The sequence below is a fragment of the Methylocella sp. genome (assembly GCF_044226135.1).
Lineage (GTDB): Bacteria > Pseudomonadota > Alphaproteobacteria > Rhizobiales > Beijerinckiaceae > Methylocapsa.
The window spans coordinates 166,461-183,678 of sequence record NZ_JBGAHM010000002.1; the positions used below are offsets into that span (position 1 = coordinate 166,461).

Annotated in this window: 13 protein-coding genes; 11 read left to right on the forward strand and 2 right to left on the reverse strand. The window is 71.8% G+C overall.

Annotated features, from left to right (window positions below):
* Positions 1-185: 185 nt before the first annotated feature.
* Positions 186-1,850, forward strand: a complete 1,665-nt coding sequence (gene pgi / locus ACILRB_RS02075) for a glucose-6-phosphate isomerase (protein ID WP_395664638.1) — start codon at positions 186-188, stop codon at positions 1,848-1,850.
* A gap of 6 nt (positions 1,851-1,856) precedes the next feature.
* Here pgi and ACILRB_RS02080 read toward each other — a convergent pair whose 3' ends face one another.
* Positions 1,857-2,786, reverse strand: a complete 930-nt coding sequence (locus ACILRB_RS02080; protein WP_395664639.1) for an AprI/Inh family metalloprotease inhibitor — start codon at positions 2,784-2,786, stop codon at positions 1,857-1,859.
* A gap of 113 nt (positions 2,787-2,899) precedes the next feature.
* Between ACILRB_RS02080 and ACILRB_RS02085 the strand changes: the two genes are divergently transcribed.
* From ACILRB_RS02085 to ACILRB_RS02110, 6 genes are all read left to right on the forward strand, one after another.
* Positions 2,900-3,718 (forward strand): DUF3108 domain-containing protein, encoded by an 819-nt coding sequence (locus ACILRB_RS02085; protein WP_395664640.1) that lies wholly within the window; start codon positions 2,900-2,902, stop codon positions 3,716-3,718.
* Between the two features lie 101 nt (positions 3,719-3,819).
* Positions 3,820-4,737 (forward strand): PPK2 family polyphosphate kinase, encoded by a 918-nt coding sequence (locus ACILRB_RS02090; protein ID WP_395664641.1) that lies wholly within the window; start codon positions 3,820-3,822, stop codon positions 4,735-4,737.
* Between the two features lie 47 nt (positions 4,738-4,784).
* The gene (locus tag ACILRB_RS02095; protein WP_395664642.1) at positions 4,785-5,372 is read left to right on the forward strand and encodes a TlpA family protein disulfide reductase; all 588 of its coding nucleotides are present in this window, start codon (positions 4,785-4,787) and stop codon (positions 5,370-5,372) included.
* A complete protein-coding gene (locus ACILRB_RS02100; protein WP_395664643.1) occupies positions 5,369-6,517 on the forward strand; it encodes a transglutaminase-like domain-containing protein in 1,149 nt (382 codons plus the stop codon). The genes ACILRB_RS02095 and ACILRB_RS02100 overlap by 4 nt, the downstream gene beginning before the upstream one ends.
* An 88-nt stretch (positions 6,518-6,605) precedes the next feature.
* A complete protein-coding gene (locus ACILRB_RS02105; RefSeq protein ID WP_395664644.1) occupies positions 6,606-7,445 on the forward strand; it encodes an undecaprenyl-diphosphate phosphatase in 840 nt (279 codons plus the stop codon).
* Between the two features lie 122 nt (positions 7,446-7,567).
* On the forward strand, positions 7,568-7,774 hold the full coding sequence (locus ACILRB_RS02110) for a molybdopterin-binding protein (protein WP_395664645.1): 207 nt from the start codon (positions 7,568-7,570) through the stop codon (positions 7,772-7,774).
* 11 nt (positions 7,775-7,785) lie between these two features.
* Here ACILRB_RS02110 and ACILRB_RS02115 read toward each other — a convergent pair whose 3' ends face one another.
* Positions 7,786-8,685, reverse strand: a complete 900-nt coding sequence (locus tag ACILRB_RS02115) for a substrate-binding domain-containing protein (protein WP_395664646.1) — start codon at positions 8,683-8,685, stop codon at positions 7,786-7,788.
* A 190-nt stretch (positions 8,686-8,875) separates the two neighbouring features.
* On the opposite strand from ACILRB_RS02115, the gene ACILRB_RS02120 reads away from it, so the two are divergent.
* The 4 genes from ACILRB_RS02120 to ACILRB_RS02135 all read left to right on the forward strand — a co-directional run.
* Complete coding sequence (locus ACILRB_RS02120; RefSeq protein ID WP_395664647.1) at positions 8,876-9,430, forward strand: 5' nucleotidase, NT5C type; 555 nt, start codon at positions 8,876-8,878, stop codon at positions 9,428-9,430.
* A 124-nt stretch (positions 9,431-9,554) separates the two neighbouring features.
* A complete protein-coding gene (locus ACILRB_RS02125; RefSeq protein ID WP_395664648.1) occupies positions 9,555-10,946 on the forward strand; it encodes an HlyD family efflux transporter periplasmic adaptor subunit in 1,392 nt (463 codons plus the stop codon).
* 9 nt (positions 10,947-10,955) lie between these two features.
* On the forward strand, positions 10,956-12,905 hold the full coding sequence (locus tag ACILRB_RS02130) for a glycosyltransferase (RefSeq protein ID WP_395664649.1): 1,950 nt from the start codon (positions 10,956-10,958) through the stop codon (positions 12,903-12,905).
* 262 nt (positions 12,906-13,167) lie between these two features.
* Positions 13,168-17,218: amino acid adenylation domain-containing protein (locus ACILRB_RS02135; RefSeq protein WP_395664650.1), on the forward strand; the 4,051-nt coding region annotated here is incomplete at its 3' end.

Consider the following 17,218-nt stretch of genomic DNA (forward strand, 5'->3'; position numbering starts at 1 on the left):
GGGCTTGGCCCGGCGGCTTTTTCGTCTTTCCTGCGGGCTGCGCCGGGGCGGCGTTTCTCGCGCCCTCCGCAGGCGCCGCCAAAGCTTTTCGGCCCGCCGCGCCTTCGCGCCGCGCGGAAGGGGCGCTTTGCTCGCGCGCCGCGATGCGCTAGACGGTGTGCGGCTCAGTCACAGCAAGGCCGCACATGCATCGCAGCCCAATTGACCGCAGCAGGCTCGAGGACGCGCTCGGCGCCCTTCGCGCCCACGCCGGGCGCAGGGACGCGCCGCGCGTCGACGCGCTGTTTCGCGCCGACCCGGAACGTTTCGCGCGCTTCAGCGTCGCCTTCGACGATCTCCTCTATGATTTCTCCAAGCAGCCCGTCGACGGCGAAACGCTGCGGCTTCTTGTCGAACTCGCCCGCGCCGCCGGGCTCGAAGCGAAGCGCGAGGCCTTTTTCGCCGGCGAGCCGATCAACCATACCGAGGGGCGCGCCGCCCTGCACATGGCGCTGCGCGACCTTTCCGCCGCGCCGGCCTTCGCCGCGGGCGAGGCGGTCGAGGGCGTCGTCGCCACTGAGCGCGCGCGCCTGCTCGACTTCGCCGAGGCCGTGCGCGCCGGCGCGGTCCGGGCGGCGAACGGGGCGCGCTTCACCGACGTGGTGAATTTCGGCATCGGCGGCTCGGACCTCGGCCCGGCGATGGCCGCGCGCGCGCTCTCGCCCTATGTCGACGCGCGCCTCAGGCTGCATTTCGTCGCCAATGTCGACGGCGCCGACTTCGCCGACACGATGAAAGGGGTCGCGCTCGAGACCACGCTGTTCGTCGTCTGCTCGAAAACCTTCACCACGCTCGAAACCATGACCAACGCCGCCAGCGCGCGGGCGCGCGTCGCGGGCGCGCTCGGCGAGGCGGCGGTCGCCGACCATTTCTGCGCCGTCTCGACCCGCGCCGACCGCGCCGAAGCCTTCGGCCTGCGCCCTGACCGGGTGTTCGGCTTCTGGGACTGGGTCGGCGGACGCTACTCGATCTGGTCGGCGATCGGGCTGTCGCTCGCGATCGGGATCGGGCGCGCGCATTTCGAGGATTTTCTGCGCGGCGGCGCCGACGTCGACGCCCATTTCAGAAGCGCGCCGCTCGAACGCAACATTCCCGCGCTGATGGGGCTCATCGGCGTGCTGAACCGCAACGTCCACGGCCGCGCCGCCCACGCCGTCATCCCCTATGACCAGAGGCTCGCGCGCTTTCCCGCCTATCTGCAGCAGCTCGAAATGGAGTCGAACGGCAAGTCGGTCGACCACGAGGGGCGGCGCGCGGCGCTCGACACCTGCCCCGTGGTCTGGGGCGAGCCGGGCACCAACGGGCAGCACGCCTTCTTCCAGCTGCTGCACCAGGGCACCGAGATCGTGCCGGTCGATTTCCTCGTCGCGGCGAGGCCGACCGCCGCCGACGAGAAGCACCACCAGCTCCTGTTCGCCAACTGCCTCGCGCAGGCGCAGGCGCTGATGCAGGGCCGCGGGCGCGCCGAGGTCGAGCGCCAGCTCGCGGCGAGCGGGCTCTCGCCGCAGCAGATCGCGGCGCTCGCCCCGCACAAGGTGTTCGACGGCGACCGCCCGTCGAGCCTGCTGCTCTATGCGTCGCTGACGCCGCGCACGCTCGGGCGGCTGATCGCGCTCTATGAACACAAAGTGTTCGTGCAGGGCGTGATCTGGGACGTGAACTCCTTCGACCAGTGGGGCGTGGAGCTCGGCAAGGAGCTCGCCGTCAAGCTCGCCCCGATCGTCGCCGACCCCGCCGCCCCGCTCGACGGGCTCGACGGCTCGACGGCGGGGCTCATCGCCGCCGCGCGGGCGCGGCGGCGCGAGGCCTGAAGCCGCTCAGAGCCGCTTCAGCCCGAGCGTCCTGCCGAGCGCGGCGTCCTTCATCCAGGTGCCGTCCGGCTGCAGGTCGAGCTGCGTGGTGTGGCCCTTGCGCGCGACGAGCACGAGGCGCTGGCCGGCGAGGCGCCAGCCGGTCGGATCGAAGGTGACGATGCCCTGGTCGCGGCAGGCCGGCGCGAGATAGGCTTTCGCGCCCGGGTCGAGCGTCACCATGCAGCCGGTGTCGCGCCCGCCGTCGCGCAGCACGGCGTAGCGCCCGGCGATCTCGGCCGGGGTCGGGACGAGCCGGCGCACGCCGGGAGCGGCCACGCCCGCCGCCGGCGCGGCCGGCGCCCCGGCCGCAGGCGCCACGGCGGCGCGGCGCTGCTGCGCTTCGAGCGCCGCGGGCGGGGCCGTCGCCGCCGCCGGCAGGACGGCGGCGAAGACGAGGCGATACGCCTCCCCGGCGCCGGTCACGGCCTTCAGCGTGGCGTCGGGCTGGACGAAGAACTCGAGCAGCGGAGCGCCGCCGACGTCGGCGACGATCAGCCGGTCGTCGCCCGGAAGGGTCCAGGCGACGGCGTTCTGGAGCTGCGGAATGGCGCGCCGGCACCCGGGCGGCATGCCGAGATAATAGCCCGACTTGACGCGCTCGCCGCGCAGCGTCAGCCGGCAGGCGCGCGCGCCGCCCTCGAGCGTCATGTCCCATTGCCCGAGCACGGCGTCGGGCGAGGTCAGGCTCGCCGCCCGCGCCGCGCCCGAACAAGGCGCCGCCGCGGCGAGGCAGAAGGCCGCCGCGCGCAGCGCCCGGCGCAGGAGCGACGCGGCGCGGCGCGGATGGGGGATCGAGGTCATGGGAGGCTGGTCGCTGTCGTGAACGGGCGAGATCGGCGGAAGGCTGCGGTCGAGCCTTGCGGCGAGACTACAGGCCGGGGCGGCATTCGCCAATCGCAAAGCCCCACGCGCCGCTTGATCGCCCCGCCAAATTTCGCCGATATTCGCGCCGAAGCTGGTCCGGCCGCTCCCTGCGCGGATCAATACCTTTCTGCGAAAGACCTTTCATGCGCCGATCAGGCCCCCTCCTCCGCCTCGCGATCTGCGGCGCGGCGCTTTTCGCCTCCGCGGCGGCCTCGGCCGACATCGTGCGCGCGCGCTACTCGGTGAGCCTCGTCGGCCTGCGCATCGGCGACGCGGCGGCGGTCAGCGCGCTCGGCCCCAAGAAATACCGCATCGACGTCAACGCCCGGCTGACCGGGGTCGCGGCCCTCGTCGCCGACCTCAAGCTGGCGCTGAGCTCGGCCGGCGCGATGGAGGCGAAGGGGGTTTCGCCCCAGACCTACGCCACCACCTCGGCCAATTCGCAGGAGACGCGCACGGTGCGCATGGCGATGCAGGGCGGCGCGGTCAAGGCGCTCAGCATCTCGCCGCCGTTCACCGACCTCGAAGGCCGCGTGCCGGTGACCGAGGCGCACCGGCGCGGCGTGCTCGACCCGACGAGCGCCTTCATCATCTCGACGCCGGCCGGCGCGGACATGACCGGCCCCGTCGCCTGCGACCGCCGCATCCCGGTGTTCGACGGCTACGTGCGCTTCGACATCACGCTCGCCTACGCCGGGACGCAAACCGTCCATCTCCCCGGCTATTCGGGCCCCGTCGCCGTCTGCGCCGTTCGCTACACGCCGATCGCAGGCCACAAGCGCGATTCGCGCTCGGCCCGCTTCATGGCCCAGAACCGCGAGATCGAGGTCTGGCTCGCGCCCGTCACGCGCGCCCATGTGCTCCTGCCGGTGCGGGTCGCGCTGACGACGCTCGCCGGCGCCGCCGTGATCGAGGCGGTCGAATTCTCGGTGAGCCCGGGCGACGCCGCCGCCGTCGAGTAGGCCCGCCGGCGCCGGGGCGGAATGTGAATTGACCGCCGCCGCGGAAGGCGCAACCTCCTGAACGCCGCTCCGGAGCCCCGGCGCAGGCGTTGGGGAGCGTCATGGCGCGGACCGACTTCTTCAAGCTGCTCCGCGTCGCGCCCGGAGAGAGCGCCGGGCTCGCGAGCCGCGATCCGGCGGCGACCGCGGGCCTCTCGCGGCAGGACGCGGCCAGCGCGCTCGGCCCCGTGAGCGAGCGCCTCGCCCATCTCCAGAACCTGCTTTACGCCGGGCGCGAACATGCGCTGCTCGTCGTGCTGCAGGGCATGGACGCCGCCGGCAAGGACGGGACGATCCGCCACGCCTTCGCGCCCTTCAACCCGCAGGGCGTGATCGTGACGAGCTTCAAGGCGCCGACCGAGGAAGAAAAGCGCCATGACTTTTTGTGGCGCGTCCACGCCCATGCGCCCGAGCTCGGCATGACCGCGATCTTCAACCGCTCGCATTACGAGGACTATCTCGTGGGCCGCGGCGCGGGCCGGCTTGACGGCAGGGCGGGCGCGCGCCTGTTGCGCCAGATCCGCGACTTTGAAGCCCTGCTCGCCGACAATGGCGTCAAAATCCTGAAATTCTTCCTGCATATCTCCAAGGAGGAGCAGCTCGCGCGCTTCGCGAAGCGGCTGCGCGACCCCGACAAGAACTGGAAGATCGCCGAATCGGATTATGCGACGCGCCTCAGATGGGACGATTTCCAGCGCGCCTATGAGGAGGCGCTGTCCGAAACGAGCGCGCCCGACGCGCCCTGGCTCGTGATCCCGGCCGACCAGAAATGGTATCGCGACGCCGTCGTCATGGACATCACGGCCGCGGCGCTCGACGCGCTCGACATGCGCTATCCAAAGCCCCCGGTCGACCTCGCCATGATCGAGCGGAAATATCACGCCGCCGTCGCCGAACAGAAAAGCGGAGAGAACGGACGCAAGGCCGAAAAGAACGGCAGGGGCGGCAAGGCCGACGCGCCCCCCGACGGCGCGGGCTGACCGGCGTGCGCGGCCGGCGACGGGGGCCTGGCGCGGCGGCGCGGCTTTTGGGCGCCCTCGCCGCGCTGCCGCCGGCGCTCGCGGCCTCGCCCGTCCCCTGCGCGGCGGCCGCGCCGGACGCGCTCGCGGCCATCCTCGCCCTGCCGAAGCTCGACGCGCCGGCCGGAGCCGCCGCGCAAGAGGCGACGCAGGCCGGGGCGACGCTGGTGCATGTGTTCGCGACCTGGTGCGAGCCCTGCCGCGCCGAAATGCTTCCGCTCGCGCGGCTCGCGCAAAGGCTCAGGGGCCGCGTCCGCGTCGTCGCGCTTGACGCCGGCGAGCCGCAGACCCGCGTCAGGCGCTTTTTCGCGCAGGATTTTTTCGCGCGCGAATTTCCCGAAGGGCCGCCGTTCGAGGTGGTCTTCGACGAGGCCCGCGCCCTGCTCGCGCCGCTGCGCGTCGAGACCCTGCCGACGAGCCTGCTGCTCGACGCCTCCGGGCGCGAGCGCGCCCGCGCCGCGGGGCCCGTCGACTGGGACAGCCCGCAGGCCGCGCAGGCCCTTGACGCCGTCGTCGCCGACGCCGGAAGATCGCAGGAAAAACCCGCGGCGCCGATCGTCCTGCCGCCGCTCGCACTGGAGGAGACCCCGCCATGACCAGCCGTCGCGACCTGTTGAAGACCGGAGCGGCGCTTGCCGGCGCGCTCGCCGGCGCCGCGGCGCTGCCGCGCGCCGTCCGCGCCGAAGCCGCAGCCCCCGCAGCCCCCGCCCCCGCGCCCGTCTTCGCGCCCAAACCCGGGGCCTGGCGCGCCTTCTCGGTCGTCACCCGGCTCGACCTCGCGCCGCCGGCCGACGCCAAAGGCCCCGCGCAGGCGTGGATTCCGCTGCCCTCGGTCACGGCCTCGGACTGGATGGTCCCGCTTGGCGACGCCTGGGCCGCGCCGGGCGCGAACGCCAGCGTGGCGCAGGACCCGCGCTATGGCGCGAAGCTGCTGCATGTCGTGTGGCCCGAGGGGACGCCCGCGGCCGTCGAGGTCACGTCGCGTTTCAAAACGCGCGACCGCGCCGCCGATTTCGCCCGGCCCGCGGCCGTCGCCGCGCTGTCTCGCGACGAGCGCGCCCTGTTCACCGGCCCGACCGACCTCATCCCGACCGACGGGATCGTCAAGGCGACCTCGGACCGCATCGTCGCGGGCCGGGGAAGCGACGTCGAAAAAGCCCGCGCCGTCTATGAATGGGTGGTCGAGAACGCCTATCGCAAGGCGTCGACGCGGGGGTGCGGAACGGGCGACATCGCCTCGCTCATCGCCTCCGGCGACCTTGGCGGCAAATGCGCCGACCTCAACGCGCTGTTCGTCGGCCTGCTGCGCGCGGCCGACGTGCCGGCGCGCGACCTCTATGGCCTGCGCGTCGCGCCCTCGGCGTTCGGCTACAAGAGCCTCGGCGCCAACGCCGCGACCGTGAGCAAGGCGCAGCATTGCCGCTCGGAGGTCTGGCTCGAAGGCTTCGGCTGGGTCGCGGCCGACCCGGCCGACGTGCGCAAGGTGGCGCTCGAGGAGCCGCCGGGAAACAATCCGGTCGGTTCGCCGAAGGTCGCGGCGGCGCGCGCGGCGCTGTTTGGCGGCTGGGAAGGCAACTGGCTCGCCTATAACGACGGCCACGACCTGAGCCTGCCCGGCTCTCGCGGGCCGAAGCTCGGCTTTCTGATGTATCCGCAGGCCGAGATCGCCGGCGTCCGGTTCGACTGCCTCGACCCCGACGGCTTCCGATATGTCGTCACCGCGCGCGAGATCGACGTCTGACGCGAAGGCCCGGCCGCGGTCAAGTTGACTCGAGGCCCCCGGCGCCCTTGAACTCTGCCGCGAGGCGGAGTTCACGGGAGCGCGAGCGATGGGGTCAACCACGCAATGGGTCGAGGCGGGGCTGCTCGGCCTCATTCAGGGGCTGACCGAATTCCTGCCCATTTCGTCGAGCGCGCATCTGCGCATCGCCGGCGAATTTTTGCCGACGGGGTCCGACCCCGGCGCGGCGTTCACGGCGATCACCCAGATCGGCACCGAGACGGCGGTGCTGATCTATTTCCGCCGCGACATCTTCCGCATCGCGCGCGCCTGGCTTCTGTCCTTCGTGAAGCCCGCGTTGGAGGACGCCCATGACGTCAGGCTCGGCTGGCTGGTGATCCTCGGCACGCTGCCGATCGCCGTTCTGGGGCTCGTGTTCAAGGACGCGATCGAGGGGCATCTGCGCAACCTCTACGTCACCGCGACGATGCTGGTCGCCTTCGGCGCGCTGCTCGGCCTCGCCGACCAGCTCGGGCGCCGGACGCTGCCGCTCAAGGCGCTCAGCTGGCGCGACGGGCTGCTGCTCGGCTTCGCCCAGGCGATGGCGCTCATTCCGGGCGTCTCGCGCTCGGGCGGCACGATCAGCGCCGGCCTCGCGCTCGGCTACACGCGCGAGGCGGCCGCCCGCTACAGCTTCCTGCTCGCCATTCCGGCGGTGCTGGCGTCGGGCTTCTACGAGCTTTTCCGCCACTGGGGCCAGTTCGGGCCGATCGGCCCGGCCGAGACCCTGTTTGCGACCGCGATCGCCTTCGTCGTCGGCTATTTCGTGATCGTCGGCTTTCTGAAGCTCGTCGCGACGCGCAGCTACATGCCGTTCGTCTATTACCGGATCGCGCTCGGCTTTTTCATTCTCGGCCTGCTCGGCGCGGGCGTGCTGGCCCCGATCTGACCGCGACGCGGCGCCCGCGCCGCGCATGAAGCTTGAGCGGCGCGCCTATTGCCGCGCCCGCCGCGACCGCCTAGGCTCGGGAGAAGGCCGCCGCGCCGGCGCGCCGCAGGGACGTTCGAACCATGAAGATTTCAGCGCGCAACACATTCGAAGGCGTCGTCAAGGATCTCGCCAAGGGCGCGACCACCGCGCATGTCTTTGTCGACGTCAACGGCATGACCTTCACCGCCGCCGTCACCAACGACGCCGTCGACGACCTTGGCCTGCGCCCCGGCATGAAAGTGTCGGTCGTGATCAAATCCTCGGACGTGATGATCGCCACCGAGTGAGCGGGGCGGGCTCAGGCCCCGTTCCAGCGCGCGGCGCCAAGACCGCGCACGTCGTAGCCGCCAAGCTCCCCCGCTTTCCGCGCGAAGCCGTCGCCCGCGCAAAAGCGCAGCAGCGTCTGGAACGGCGGGTCGAAATAGGCGTCGCGCCAGACGAGCAGGTCGAAGCGCTCGACGAGGAGCGGCGAAAACTCAAGGTGAAGCTGGCGCGCCGCCGCCTCGACGCCAAGGCCGGCGTCGGCGCGCCCGGCGGCGATGGCCATGGCGAGGTCGAACTCGGTGCGCTCGACCGTCGGCGCGCAGGCGAGGTCGCCGCGCCCAAGGCCCTCGCGCGCGAGCAGAAGGTTCAGCACGGCCTCGGCCGAAGCCTCGCTCTGGCGCAGCTGGAAGCGCAGGCCGCGCGCGGCGCGCAGGTCGCGCAGCGGCCGGCCGAGATCGGCGCGATAGATGAGGCCGCGCGTGCGCTTCGCCCATTCGATCAGCGCCGCCGGCCGGTCCGAAAACCGCGCGCGGGCCGCCGCCACGTTCCAGTCGTCCGCGCCTTCGCCCGGGACATGCAGCCCGGCGGCGACGCAGCCCGACGAAGCGAAGCGGTCGAGCCCGTCGAGCGAGCCGTTGGTCAGGGCGGCGAGGCCGCAGCCCGATTCGCGCAGCGCCCATTCGAGCAGCGGGTCGTGGCTGCCGGCGACGACGAGCGGCGGCTTCGTCGCCGGCGCCGGGGCGGCCGGCGCCGGGGCCCCCGGCGCCGGGCCGCGCCCGCCCGCGATCCAGGCCTCGATCTCGGCGCGCGGAAACAGGAGCTTGCCGGTGACGCGACGCACCGGCAGCGCGTCCGCCGCCACGAGATCGTAGATCTTGCGCTCCCTGACGCGCAGCAGCGCCGCGAGCTCCTTGGTGGTGAGAAAATCCGACATGACCTTCCGTGCGCCGCGCCGGCGTTCCCGGCGGCGGCGATACAGTATCCCGCGCGAGACAGGAAGAAGAAAGAGGCGCGGTCTTTGCCTCGTCACGCGGCCGGGTTAGGGGTTGGCGCCCCCTGCGGGCCCTTCGCGCCCGGGCGCGGACCAACGCCGCCGGCGACCGGCGCGCGACAAGGAGACCCTCATGGCGAGAACCATCGCCGTCGACCTCGACGACACGCTGGTCGACACGCACGCCGCGCTGTTCCCGTTTATCGCGGCGACGCGCGGCCTGCCGGTCGATCCGGCCGACGTCGCGGCCTATCGCCTCGCCGCCAGCGAAGCCGAAACCGAGGCGCTGATCCGCGCCTTCTATCTCGCCGCCGAGCATGAGACGCTGGCGGCGCTCGAGGGCGCGCTTGAAACCTGCCTCGCGCTGAAGGCCGGAGGCGCAAGGCTCGTCATCGTCACCGCCCGCCGGCCCGAGGCGACGATGGTCAGCGAGCGCCTCGTCGAGCGGCTGTTTCCCGGCGTCTTCGCCGAACTGCGCGCGGTCGGCCACCAGCCGGACAAGGTGAAGGCGATGCGCGCCGCCGGCGCGAGCCTGCTCATCGACGACAACGCGCGCCAGATCCGCTGCGCCGCCGACGCCGGCCTGCCGACCATTTTGTTCGGCGAGACGCCGTGGAACCGCGGCCTCGACTGGCCGCGCCGCGCGCGGCGCTGGGACGAAGTTTTGGCGCTGCTCGAAGAGAAATAGGGCCTCTCGGCGCGAAAGCCTCGAATTCGAGCTTTCGGCTTCAGCGGGCGCAGCGCGCCCGCGCGCTATGGAGTCACGCAGCGGGTTCGCGCCCGCAGCACGACGCCATCAGCACGGGGCCGAAATGTCCGCACGCCTCTCCGCCGCACTGTCCCCCGCGGCATTGTCTCCCGCCGAACTGTCGCCGCGCGCCGACGCCGCCGCCGAGGGCGCGACGCTGCTCGCCCCCTCGCCCGAGCATGCGGGGCGCCCCGGGGCCGACCGCCCGGACGCCGCGCGGCTCGCGCCGCAAAAACGCCGCCTCTCGCCCTATTTCAAGACGACCGGCGCGCTTCTGCTGATCGGCCTCGGCGTCTATTCGATCGCGCGCGAGCAGGGTTTCGTGGCGAGCGACAACGCCGTCGTCTCGACGCGGGTGATCTCGCTGCGCGCGCCGATCGACGGGGTGGCGGCCCATGTCGTCGGCGCCGTCGGCGCCATGGCGCGCCAGGGCGAGCGGCTCGTCGAGATCGCCAATCCGCGCTTCGAGGACCGCACGGTCGTCGAGCTGCGCGAAACCCTGAAGCGGCTGACGGCGCAGCGCGAGGCCGCGAAATCCGACCGCGCCGCGCTCGAGACGCTCGCCGCCGAGCTGGCGCGGCGCGCGACGATCCATAAATCAGCCAATGTCGAGCGGCTCGACGGGCTGATCGCCGAGGCCGACCGGATGCTCCAGGCGCTCGACGCGCGCCGCGCCCAGGCGCAGGCCGACCTCGACCGCGCCGCGCCGCTCGCCGCCCGCGCCATCGTCAGCAGGGCCGCCGAAGAGAAATTCCGGATCGCGCTCGCCGCGGCCGCGCATGACGTCGAGGCGCAGCAGGGGCGGCTCGACGCGCTGCGCGCCGAATCGAAGGCCGCGCGGGCCGGCGTGCTGTCGAGCCCCGGCGGCATCGACGTCTCCTATTCGGCCCAGCGCGCCGACCAGACGGCGATGGAGATCGCCCATCTGACGCGCGTCGTCGCCGACCATGACGCCGAGGCGAAAATGATCGCGGCGCGGCTCAAAAACGAGGAGCGGCTCGCCGCGCAGGCCCGCTCGGCCGAACTCGTCGCGCCGGTTTCGGGCATGATCTGGCGGCTCGGGGCGAGCGACGCCGAGCGGCTCGGCGCCGGCGACATGGCCGTGGAGCTTGTCGACTGCGCCGCGCCGACGCTGCTCGTCTCGGTGCCGCAGGACCGTTTCTCCGACGTGAAGATCGGCGCGAAGGCGCGCTTCAGGCTGTCGGGCGAGACGATCGAGCGCGAGGGGACCGTGCTGTCGATCGCCGGCCAGGGCGACCTTGGCGAGAAAGGCCATTACGCCGCCATGCCGATGGCCGAGCGCGGCCCGACGATCATCGCCCAGATCGGCATGACGGCCGACATGAAAACGCTCGACGGCGCGCCCGAGCCCTGCCTCATCGGCCGCACCGCGCGCGCGCTTCTGCCGACCTCGGGCGGCGGGCCCCTCGACCAGATCGCGCGCCGCCTGTTCTGAGGCCATGGCATGATCATCGACATCGACAAACTGGCCCCGACCTTCATCGCCGTCGGGCTTCTCGTCGCCCTTCCGGGCCTGCTCGGACGCGGCTCGAAGCTCGCCCGCGCGCTTGCGGCGGGCCTGTGCGCGTTCCTGTCGCTGCGCTATGTGTGGTGGCACGGAACGCGCGGCATGCCGCTCGGCCAGACGCCGCTCCAGCAGGCGTGGGCGTGGACGTTCTACTTCTTCGAGTCGATGGCGATCCTTTCGTCCGTCACCGTCTATTTCTTCCTGTCGCGCACGCTCGACCGCAGCGCCGAGGCCGACGCCCACAGGCGTTCGCCGCTGCATGACGCGCCGGTCGACGTGTTCATCGCGACCTACAATGAATCCTACGACATTCTCGAGCGCACCATCGTCGGCGCGACGCATATCGACCACAAGGATCTCAGGGTGTGGGTGCTCGACGACGGCGCGCGGCCCTGGGTGGAGGAGCTCGCGCAGGAGCTTGGCGCGCTCTATGTGCGGCGCGTCAAGGGCAAGCACGCCAAGGCCGGCAACGTCAACAACGGGCTGAAGCATGCGCTCTCGACCGGACGGCGGCCGGACTTCATCCTGCTGCTCGACGCCGACTTCGTCGCGAGCCGGGCCATCCTGAAGCGCACCCTCGGTCTGTTCGACACGCCGGACGTCGGCATCGTGCAGACGCCGCAGCATTTCTTCAACCCCGACCCGGTGCAGTCGAACCTGCTCTGCTCGCAGGTGTGGCCCGACGAGCAGCGCTTCTTCTTCGAATCGCTGCTGCCGGCCAAGGACGCCTGGGGCGCGGCCTTCTGCTGCGGCACGTCCGCGGTGTTCCGCGTCGAGGCGCTCGAAAAGGCCGGGGGCCTCGCGACCGAGACCGTCACCGAGGACATGCTGACGAGCTTCAAATTCGACGAATACGGCTACCGCACCATTCTGCTCAACGAGCCGCTCAGCGTCGGCCTCGCGCCCGAGGGGCTGCAGGACTACATCTCGCAGCGCGGGCGCTGGTGCCTTGGCGCCATACAGCAGATCTACACGCGCTACTCCTTCGCCGGCCGCGCGAAAATGCGCTTCATCAACAGGGTTTCGTCGTTCGACGGCGCCATGTACTGGATGTTCAGCTTTCCCTTCAAGCTGATGATGATCACGGCGCCGATGGTCTACTGGTGGACCGGGACGGCGGTGATCGACTCGGCCGAGCTGCTGCCCTATGTCGGGCCCTCGGCCGTCGGCGGCGTCGTGTTCATGAGCCTGTTCACGCGCAACCGCGTGATGCCGATCATGACCGACGTGACGCAGCTCCTCAGCACGACGACCATCATGCTCACCGTCGCCTCCGGGCTGGTCAGGCCCTGGGGCCGCCCGTTCAAGGTCACGGCCAAGGGCGTCTCGACCGAGGGCGTGACCGTGCAATGGGCGCATCTCCTGCCCTTCGCGCTGATGATCGCCGGCACATTGACCGGCATGCTCGCCAACATCTCGGTCTTTTCGGGGCTGCATGGCACGCAGGGCTACGCCGTCAACGTGTTCTGGAGCGTCTACAACATCTTCTTCCTGACGCTCGCCGTCGCCGTCTGCGTCGAGCTGCCGCGCCGGCGCCGCGACGAGCGCTTTTGCGCCGACGAACGCGCGCTGATCCGCTGGAGCGGCGGCGGCCAGTCGCCGTGCCGGCTGGTCGACGTTTCGCTCGGCGGGGCGCTCGTCGACGGCCTGCGCTTCATGCCGCGGGACGCGTCGGGCGCGCTCTCGCTCGACGGCGGCGCGATCGAACTCGCCTTCGAGCCCGTGCGCGTCAAGGGCGAGGATGGGCTCGCGCTGCGCTTCACCCCCGACGCCGCGACGCGGCGGGCGCTGATCCTAAAGCTGTTCTCGGGCGCGAACCGCAACAAGGTCGACGAGATCAGCGCGCCGCGCGTGCTTTTCGCGCTCGGCCGGCGGCTGCTCGGATGACGCCCGGCCGCGCCTTAAAGCAAAGCTGACGCTCGTCTTCGAGGGGCGATAAACAAAAATTAATACAAGCGCCAAACGTGAACGAAACCGTCCAAAGCGCGGAAATATAAATGCCATCAATCCTGACGATGAAGCTCATATATCAAACGGATCTACTTTATCGTCAGCCTGCTTCAACGTTATTTGACCCTGCGTGATCTTTCTGTCCGGATTGCGACGACAACCTGCGCAATAAGACGCAAGGGCGCCAAGGAAGAAGCCCATGGAAGAAGCCGAACAGCCCAAGGCGCCCGCCGAGGCGGCGAGCTTTCCCTGCTCGCCCGCGCAGGAGCCCTTCTGGTTCATGGACGCGCTCGATCCGGGCGATCCCGCGCTCAACGTCGCGCTGCGCTGGGAGATCGCCGGACGCTTCACGCCGGCGCTCGTCGAGCAGGCGTTTCAGGCGGTCGTCGACCGGCACGAGATCCTGCGCACGGCCTTCGTCGAGGAGGACGGCGAGCCGCGCCAGCGCGTCAGCCCGCGCTGCGTCCTGAAGCTCAGCGTCGTCGACCTCGGCATGATCGCCGCGGAGCGTCGCGAGGCCGAGGCCCTCGCGCTCGCGCGGCGCGAGGCGCGCACCCCGTTCGACGTCGCCGCCGCGCCGCTGCTGCGCGCGACGCTCCTGCGGCTTTCGCCCGAGCGCGCCTTCATCCTCGTGACGCTGCATCATCTCGTCTTCGACGCCTGGTCGATTCCGATCCTCGCGCGCGATTTCGGCGCCGCCGCCGAAGGCCTCGACGCCGGCCTGCCCGCGCGCCTGCCCGAGCTGCCGCTGCAATATGGCGACTATGGCCTGTGGCGCGCGGCGCGCCGCGCCGCCGGCGCGCCTGAAGCCGCCCTGCGCTACTGGCGCGACGCGCTTGAAGGCGCGCCCTATTTCGCGCTGCCGGGCGTCCGTCCGCGCCGCAAGGGCGCGCCGCGCGGCGGCGACATCCTGATCCGCCAGACGCCGCGCGGCCTGAGCGCGGCGCTCGACGGCGTCGGCCGCGCCCGCAACGTCACCCTGTTCACGTTCGGCTGCGCCGCGCTCGCGGCCGCGCTCGCGCGGCTTTCGGGCCGCGACGACATCCTGTTTGCGACGCAAAGCGCGGGACGCGAGGAGATCGAGCTTGAAAACCTCATCGGCGTCTTCGTCAACAATCTCGCGCTGCGCTTCGACCTTTCGGGCGACCCGACCTTCGACGAGGCGCTGGCGCGCGCGCGGCGCGTCGTCGAAGGCGCCATGCTGCACGCCGAGGCGCCGTTCCAGAGCGTCGTCGAGGCGCTCAACCCGGAGCGCGACCCGAACCGGCCCGCGCTCGTCTCGATCAATTTCACGCTCGTCTTCCATGGCGTGATCCTGCGCGAGACGCGCCATGGCGGCTTCACGCTCAAGGCGCATCCCTCGACCTCGCCCGGCAGCCTCTACGACCTCAATTTCTTCATGTCGAAATGGCCGGAGGGCTGGCGCGTCTCGCTCGAATATGACGTCGGGCTTTACGACCCTGCGACCGCCGAGCGCCTGCTCGAAGGGTTCGAGCAGGCGCTCGCCTTCGCCTGCGAGCGGCCGCAGGCGCGCCTTTCGGCCTTCTCGCCGCCGCAGGCCGTGGCCAGGGCCGAACCGCCCGCGCGCGCGCAAAAGGCCCCGCCGCGCCGGCCGGTCGAGGCGCTGTTTGCGGCCGCGGCGGCGCGGGCGGGCGACGCCCCGGCCCTGCTCGACGGCCCGAACGTCCTTTCCTATCGCGCGCTCGACCGCCGCTCGACGCGCTGCGCGCGCCGCCTCATGGCGCTCGGCGTGCGGCGGGGCGACCGCGTCGGCCTCCTCGCCCACCGCTCGTTCGAGGCGATCATCGCCATACTGGGCGCGCTGAAGGCCGGCGCGGCCTATGTCCCGCTCGATCCCGCCTCGCCGCCGGCGCAGCTCGCCTTCATGGCGCAGGACTGCGGCCTCGCTTTCGCGCTCGCCTCCCGCGCCTGCCATGACGCCGCGCCGCCCGACCTCTCCTTCGCGGGGCTCGAAGATTTTCTGGCCGGGGCCGAGGCCGAAAGCGACGCGCCGCTCGACCCCGTCAACGCGCCCGAGTCGCCGGCCTATGTGATGTACACCTCCGGCTCGACCGGCAGGCCGAAGGGCGTCGTGATCGCGCATCGCGGCGTGGTCCGGCTGGTGAGCGGCCAGACCTACGCCGCGCTCGGCCCCGACGAGACGATCCTGCACGCAGCCCCGCTCGCCTTCGATTCGAGCACCTTCGAGATCTGGGGCGCGCTGCTCAACGGCGGCCGCCTCGCCCTCGTGCGCGAGCCGCGTCCGACGCTCGACGAGCTGTGCGAGACGATCGCGCGCGAAAAGGCCACGCTCGCCTTCTTCACCACCGGCCTGTTCCATCTTCTCGTCGACGAGCGCCTCGCCGGGCTCGCGCCGCTGAAGCGCGTTCTCGCCGGCGGCGAGGCCATGTCGCCGTCGCATTTCGAGCGCGCCCGCGCCGGCCTGCCCGGAACGCGCGTCGTCAACATCTACGGGCCGACCGAGAACACGACCTTCTCGACCTTCCATGAAGCGGCGCGCGCCGCGCCCGACGACGGGCCGATCCCGATCGGCCGGCCGATCGCCCATTGCGAAACGGTCATTCTCGGGCCGGACCTTCGCCCCGTGGCCGACGGCGGGGAAGGCGAACTCGCCTGCGGCGGCGACGGCCTCGCGCTCGGCTATCTGAACCGCCCCGAGCTGACGGCCGAGAAATTCATCGCCGACCCGCGCGACCCTTCGGGCGCGCGCAGGCTCTACCGCACCGGCGACCTCGCGCGGCTCGACGCCGACGGCGAGATCCTGTTTCTCGGCCGCGCCGACCGCCAGATGAAGATCAACGGCAAGCGCGTCGAGCCCGGCGAAATCGAAGTCGCGCTGCGCGCCGACGCCCGCGTCGCCGACGCGCTGGTCGAGCGTCGCGAGGACCATCCGGCCCGCCCGCTCGTCGCCTATCTGAGGCTCGTCCCGGGCGTCCCGCCGTCGGCCTGCGCCCCGCTTCTCGCAGCCTTGCGCGAAAAGCTGCCCGCCCACATGATTCCGGCGGCGGCGATGGCGCTGAAAACCTTTCCGCTGACGCAAAACGGCAAGATCGACCGCAAGGCGCTGCCGCTGCCGGCCGCGCTCTCCGCCCGCGCGGGCGACGGCGGGCAGGCCGAAGCGCCGGCGCCAGACATCCGCAACGACGCGCCGGAGACGCCCATGCTGCGGCTCGCCGGCGAGATCTGGCGCGAGGTCATGAAACAGGGCCGCGTGGCGCCTGACGCCGATTTCTTCGCGCTCGGCGGCCATTCCATGATGGCGACGCGAATCGCGGCGCGCGCCTCGCGGCGGCTTGGCGTCAAAATCCCCGTCTCGGCCCTGATGAACGCGCCGACGCTGCGCGGCTTTTCACGCGCGCTCGAACGCCTCGCGCCGGGCGAGGAGGGCCGCGCCGTCGAGATCAGGCGCGGCGGCGCAGGCGCGCCGCTCGTCGTCGTCAATGATCTCGCCCTCTATGAGCGGATCGCGCGGGAGCTTGGCGGAGACCGGCCGATTCTCGGCGTCGCGCTCTACGACCCCGACCGGCCGCGCCGTCTCGACGCGCGGCCGTTCGAGGCGATCGCGGCCGATTACGTGCGCGCGATCCGCGCGGCGCGCCCGCGCGGGCCTTACGTCCTGATGGGCTATTGCGTCGCCGGCGTCCTCGCCTACGAGGCCGCGCGCCAGCTGCGCGCGGCGGGCGAGGAGGTTCCGCTCGTCGTCCTCGCCGACTGCTGGGCGCCGGGCTATGTCGCGGGGCTTGCGCCGGCGCGCCGGCTCGCCTCCGAGATCGCCTTCCGGCTGCATGTGCTGCGCCGCCAGTTCAGCCTGCGCCGCGCGGGCGAGATGAGCCTTGCCGAAATCCTCGCCTCCTATCGCGCCGGCCGCGCCCTGCTGCGCGCCGCCCGCGCGCTGCGGCTCGTGCGCGACATTCCGGCCGGGCGCGACGACGGCGCCGACCAGTGGTTTCTCGCCCATCTCGACGCGGCGCGCCGCCGCTACGCGCCGGGCGCGACGCAGGCCGACCTGCTTCTCCTCAAGAGCGACATCATCGCCACGCCTTTCACTGAAAGCGAACTCGGGTGGACGGCGCTCGCGCAGGGGCGCCTGATGAGCGCCCGCATCCCCGGCTGGCATGGCGACATGTTCGCGGCCGAAGGCTCGCGCGCGATCGCGCGGGCGCTCGAACCGCTGCTTGCGGCCGTCGACGAACAGCGCCCGCCGGCCGCGACGGCGCCGGCCGCGTCCC

Bases quoted from the DNA above. Each gene is read 5' to 3' on its own strand.
- pgi (WP_395664638.1), top strand. From the start codon at position 186: ATGCATCGCAGCCCAATTGACCGCAGCAGGCTCGAGGACGCGCTCGGC.
- ACILRB_RS02085 (WP_395664640.1), top strand. From the start codon at position 2,900: ATGCGCCGATCAGGCCCCCTCCTCCGCCTCGCGATCTGCGGCGCGGCG.
- ACILRB_RS02090 (WP_395664641.1), top strand. From the start codon at position 3,820: ATGGCGCGGACCGACTTCTTCAAGCTGCTCCGCGTCGCGCCCGGAGAG.
- ACILRB_RS02100 (WP_395664643.1), top strand. From the start codon at position 5,369: ATGACCAGCCGTCGCGACCTGTTGAAGACCGGAGCGGCGCTTGCCGGC.
- ACILRB_RS02105 (WP_395664644.1), top strand. From the start codon at position 6,606: ATGGGGTCAACCACGCAATGGGTCGAGGCGGGGCTGCTCGGCCTCATT.
- ACILRB_RS02110 (WP_395664645.1), top strand. From the start codon at position 7,568: ATGAAGATTTCAGCGCGCAACACATTCGAAGGCGTCGTCAAGGATCTC.
- ACILRB_RS02115 (WP_395664646.1), bottom strand. From the start codon at position 8,685: ATGTCGGATTTTCTCACCACCAAGGAGCTCGCGGCGCTGCTGCGCGTC.
- ACILRB_RS02120 (WP_395664647.1), top strand. From the start codon at position 8,876: ATGGCGAGAACCATCGCCGTCGACCTCGACGACACGCTGGTCGACACG.
- ACILRB_RS02125 (WP_395664648.1), top strand. From the start codon at position 9,555: ATGTCCGCACGCCTCTCCGCCGCACTGTCCCCCGCGGCATTGTCTCCC.
- ACILRB_RS02130 (WP_395664649.1), top strand. From the start codon at position 10,956: ATGATCATCGACATCGACAAACTGGCCCCGACCTTCATCGCCGTCGGG.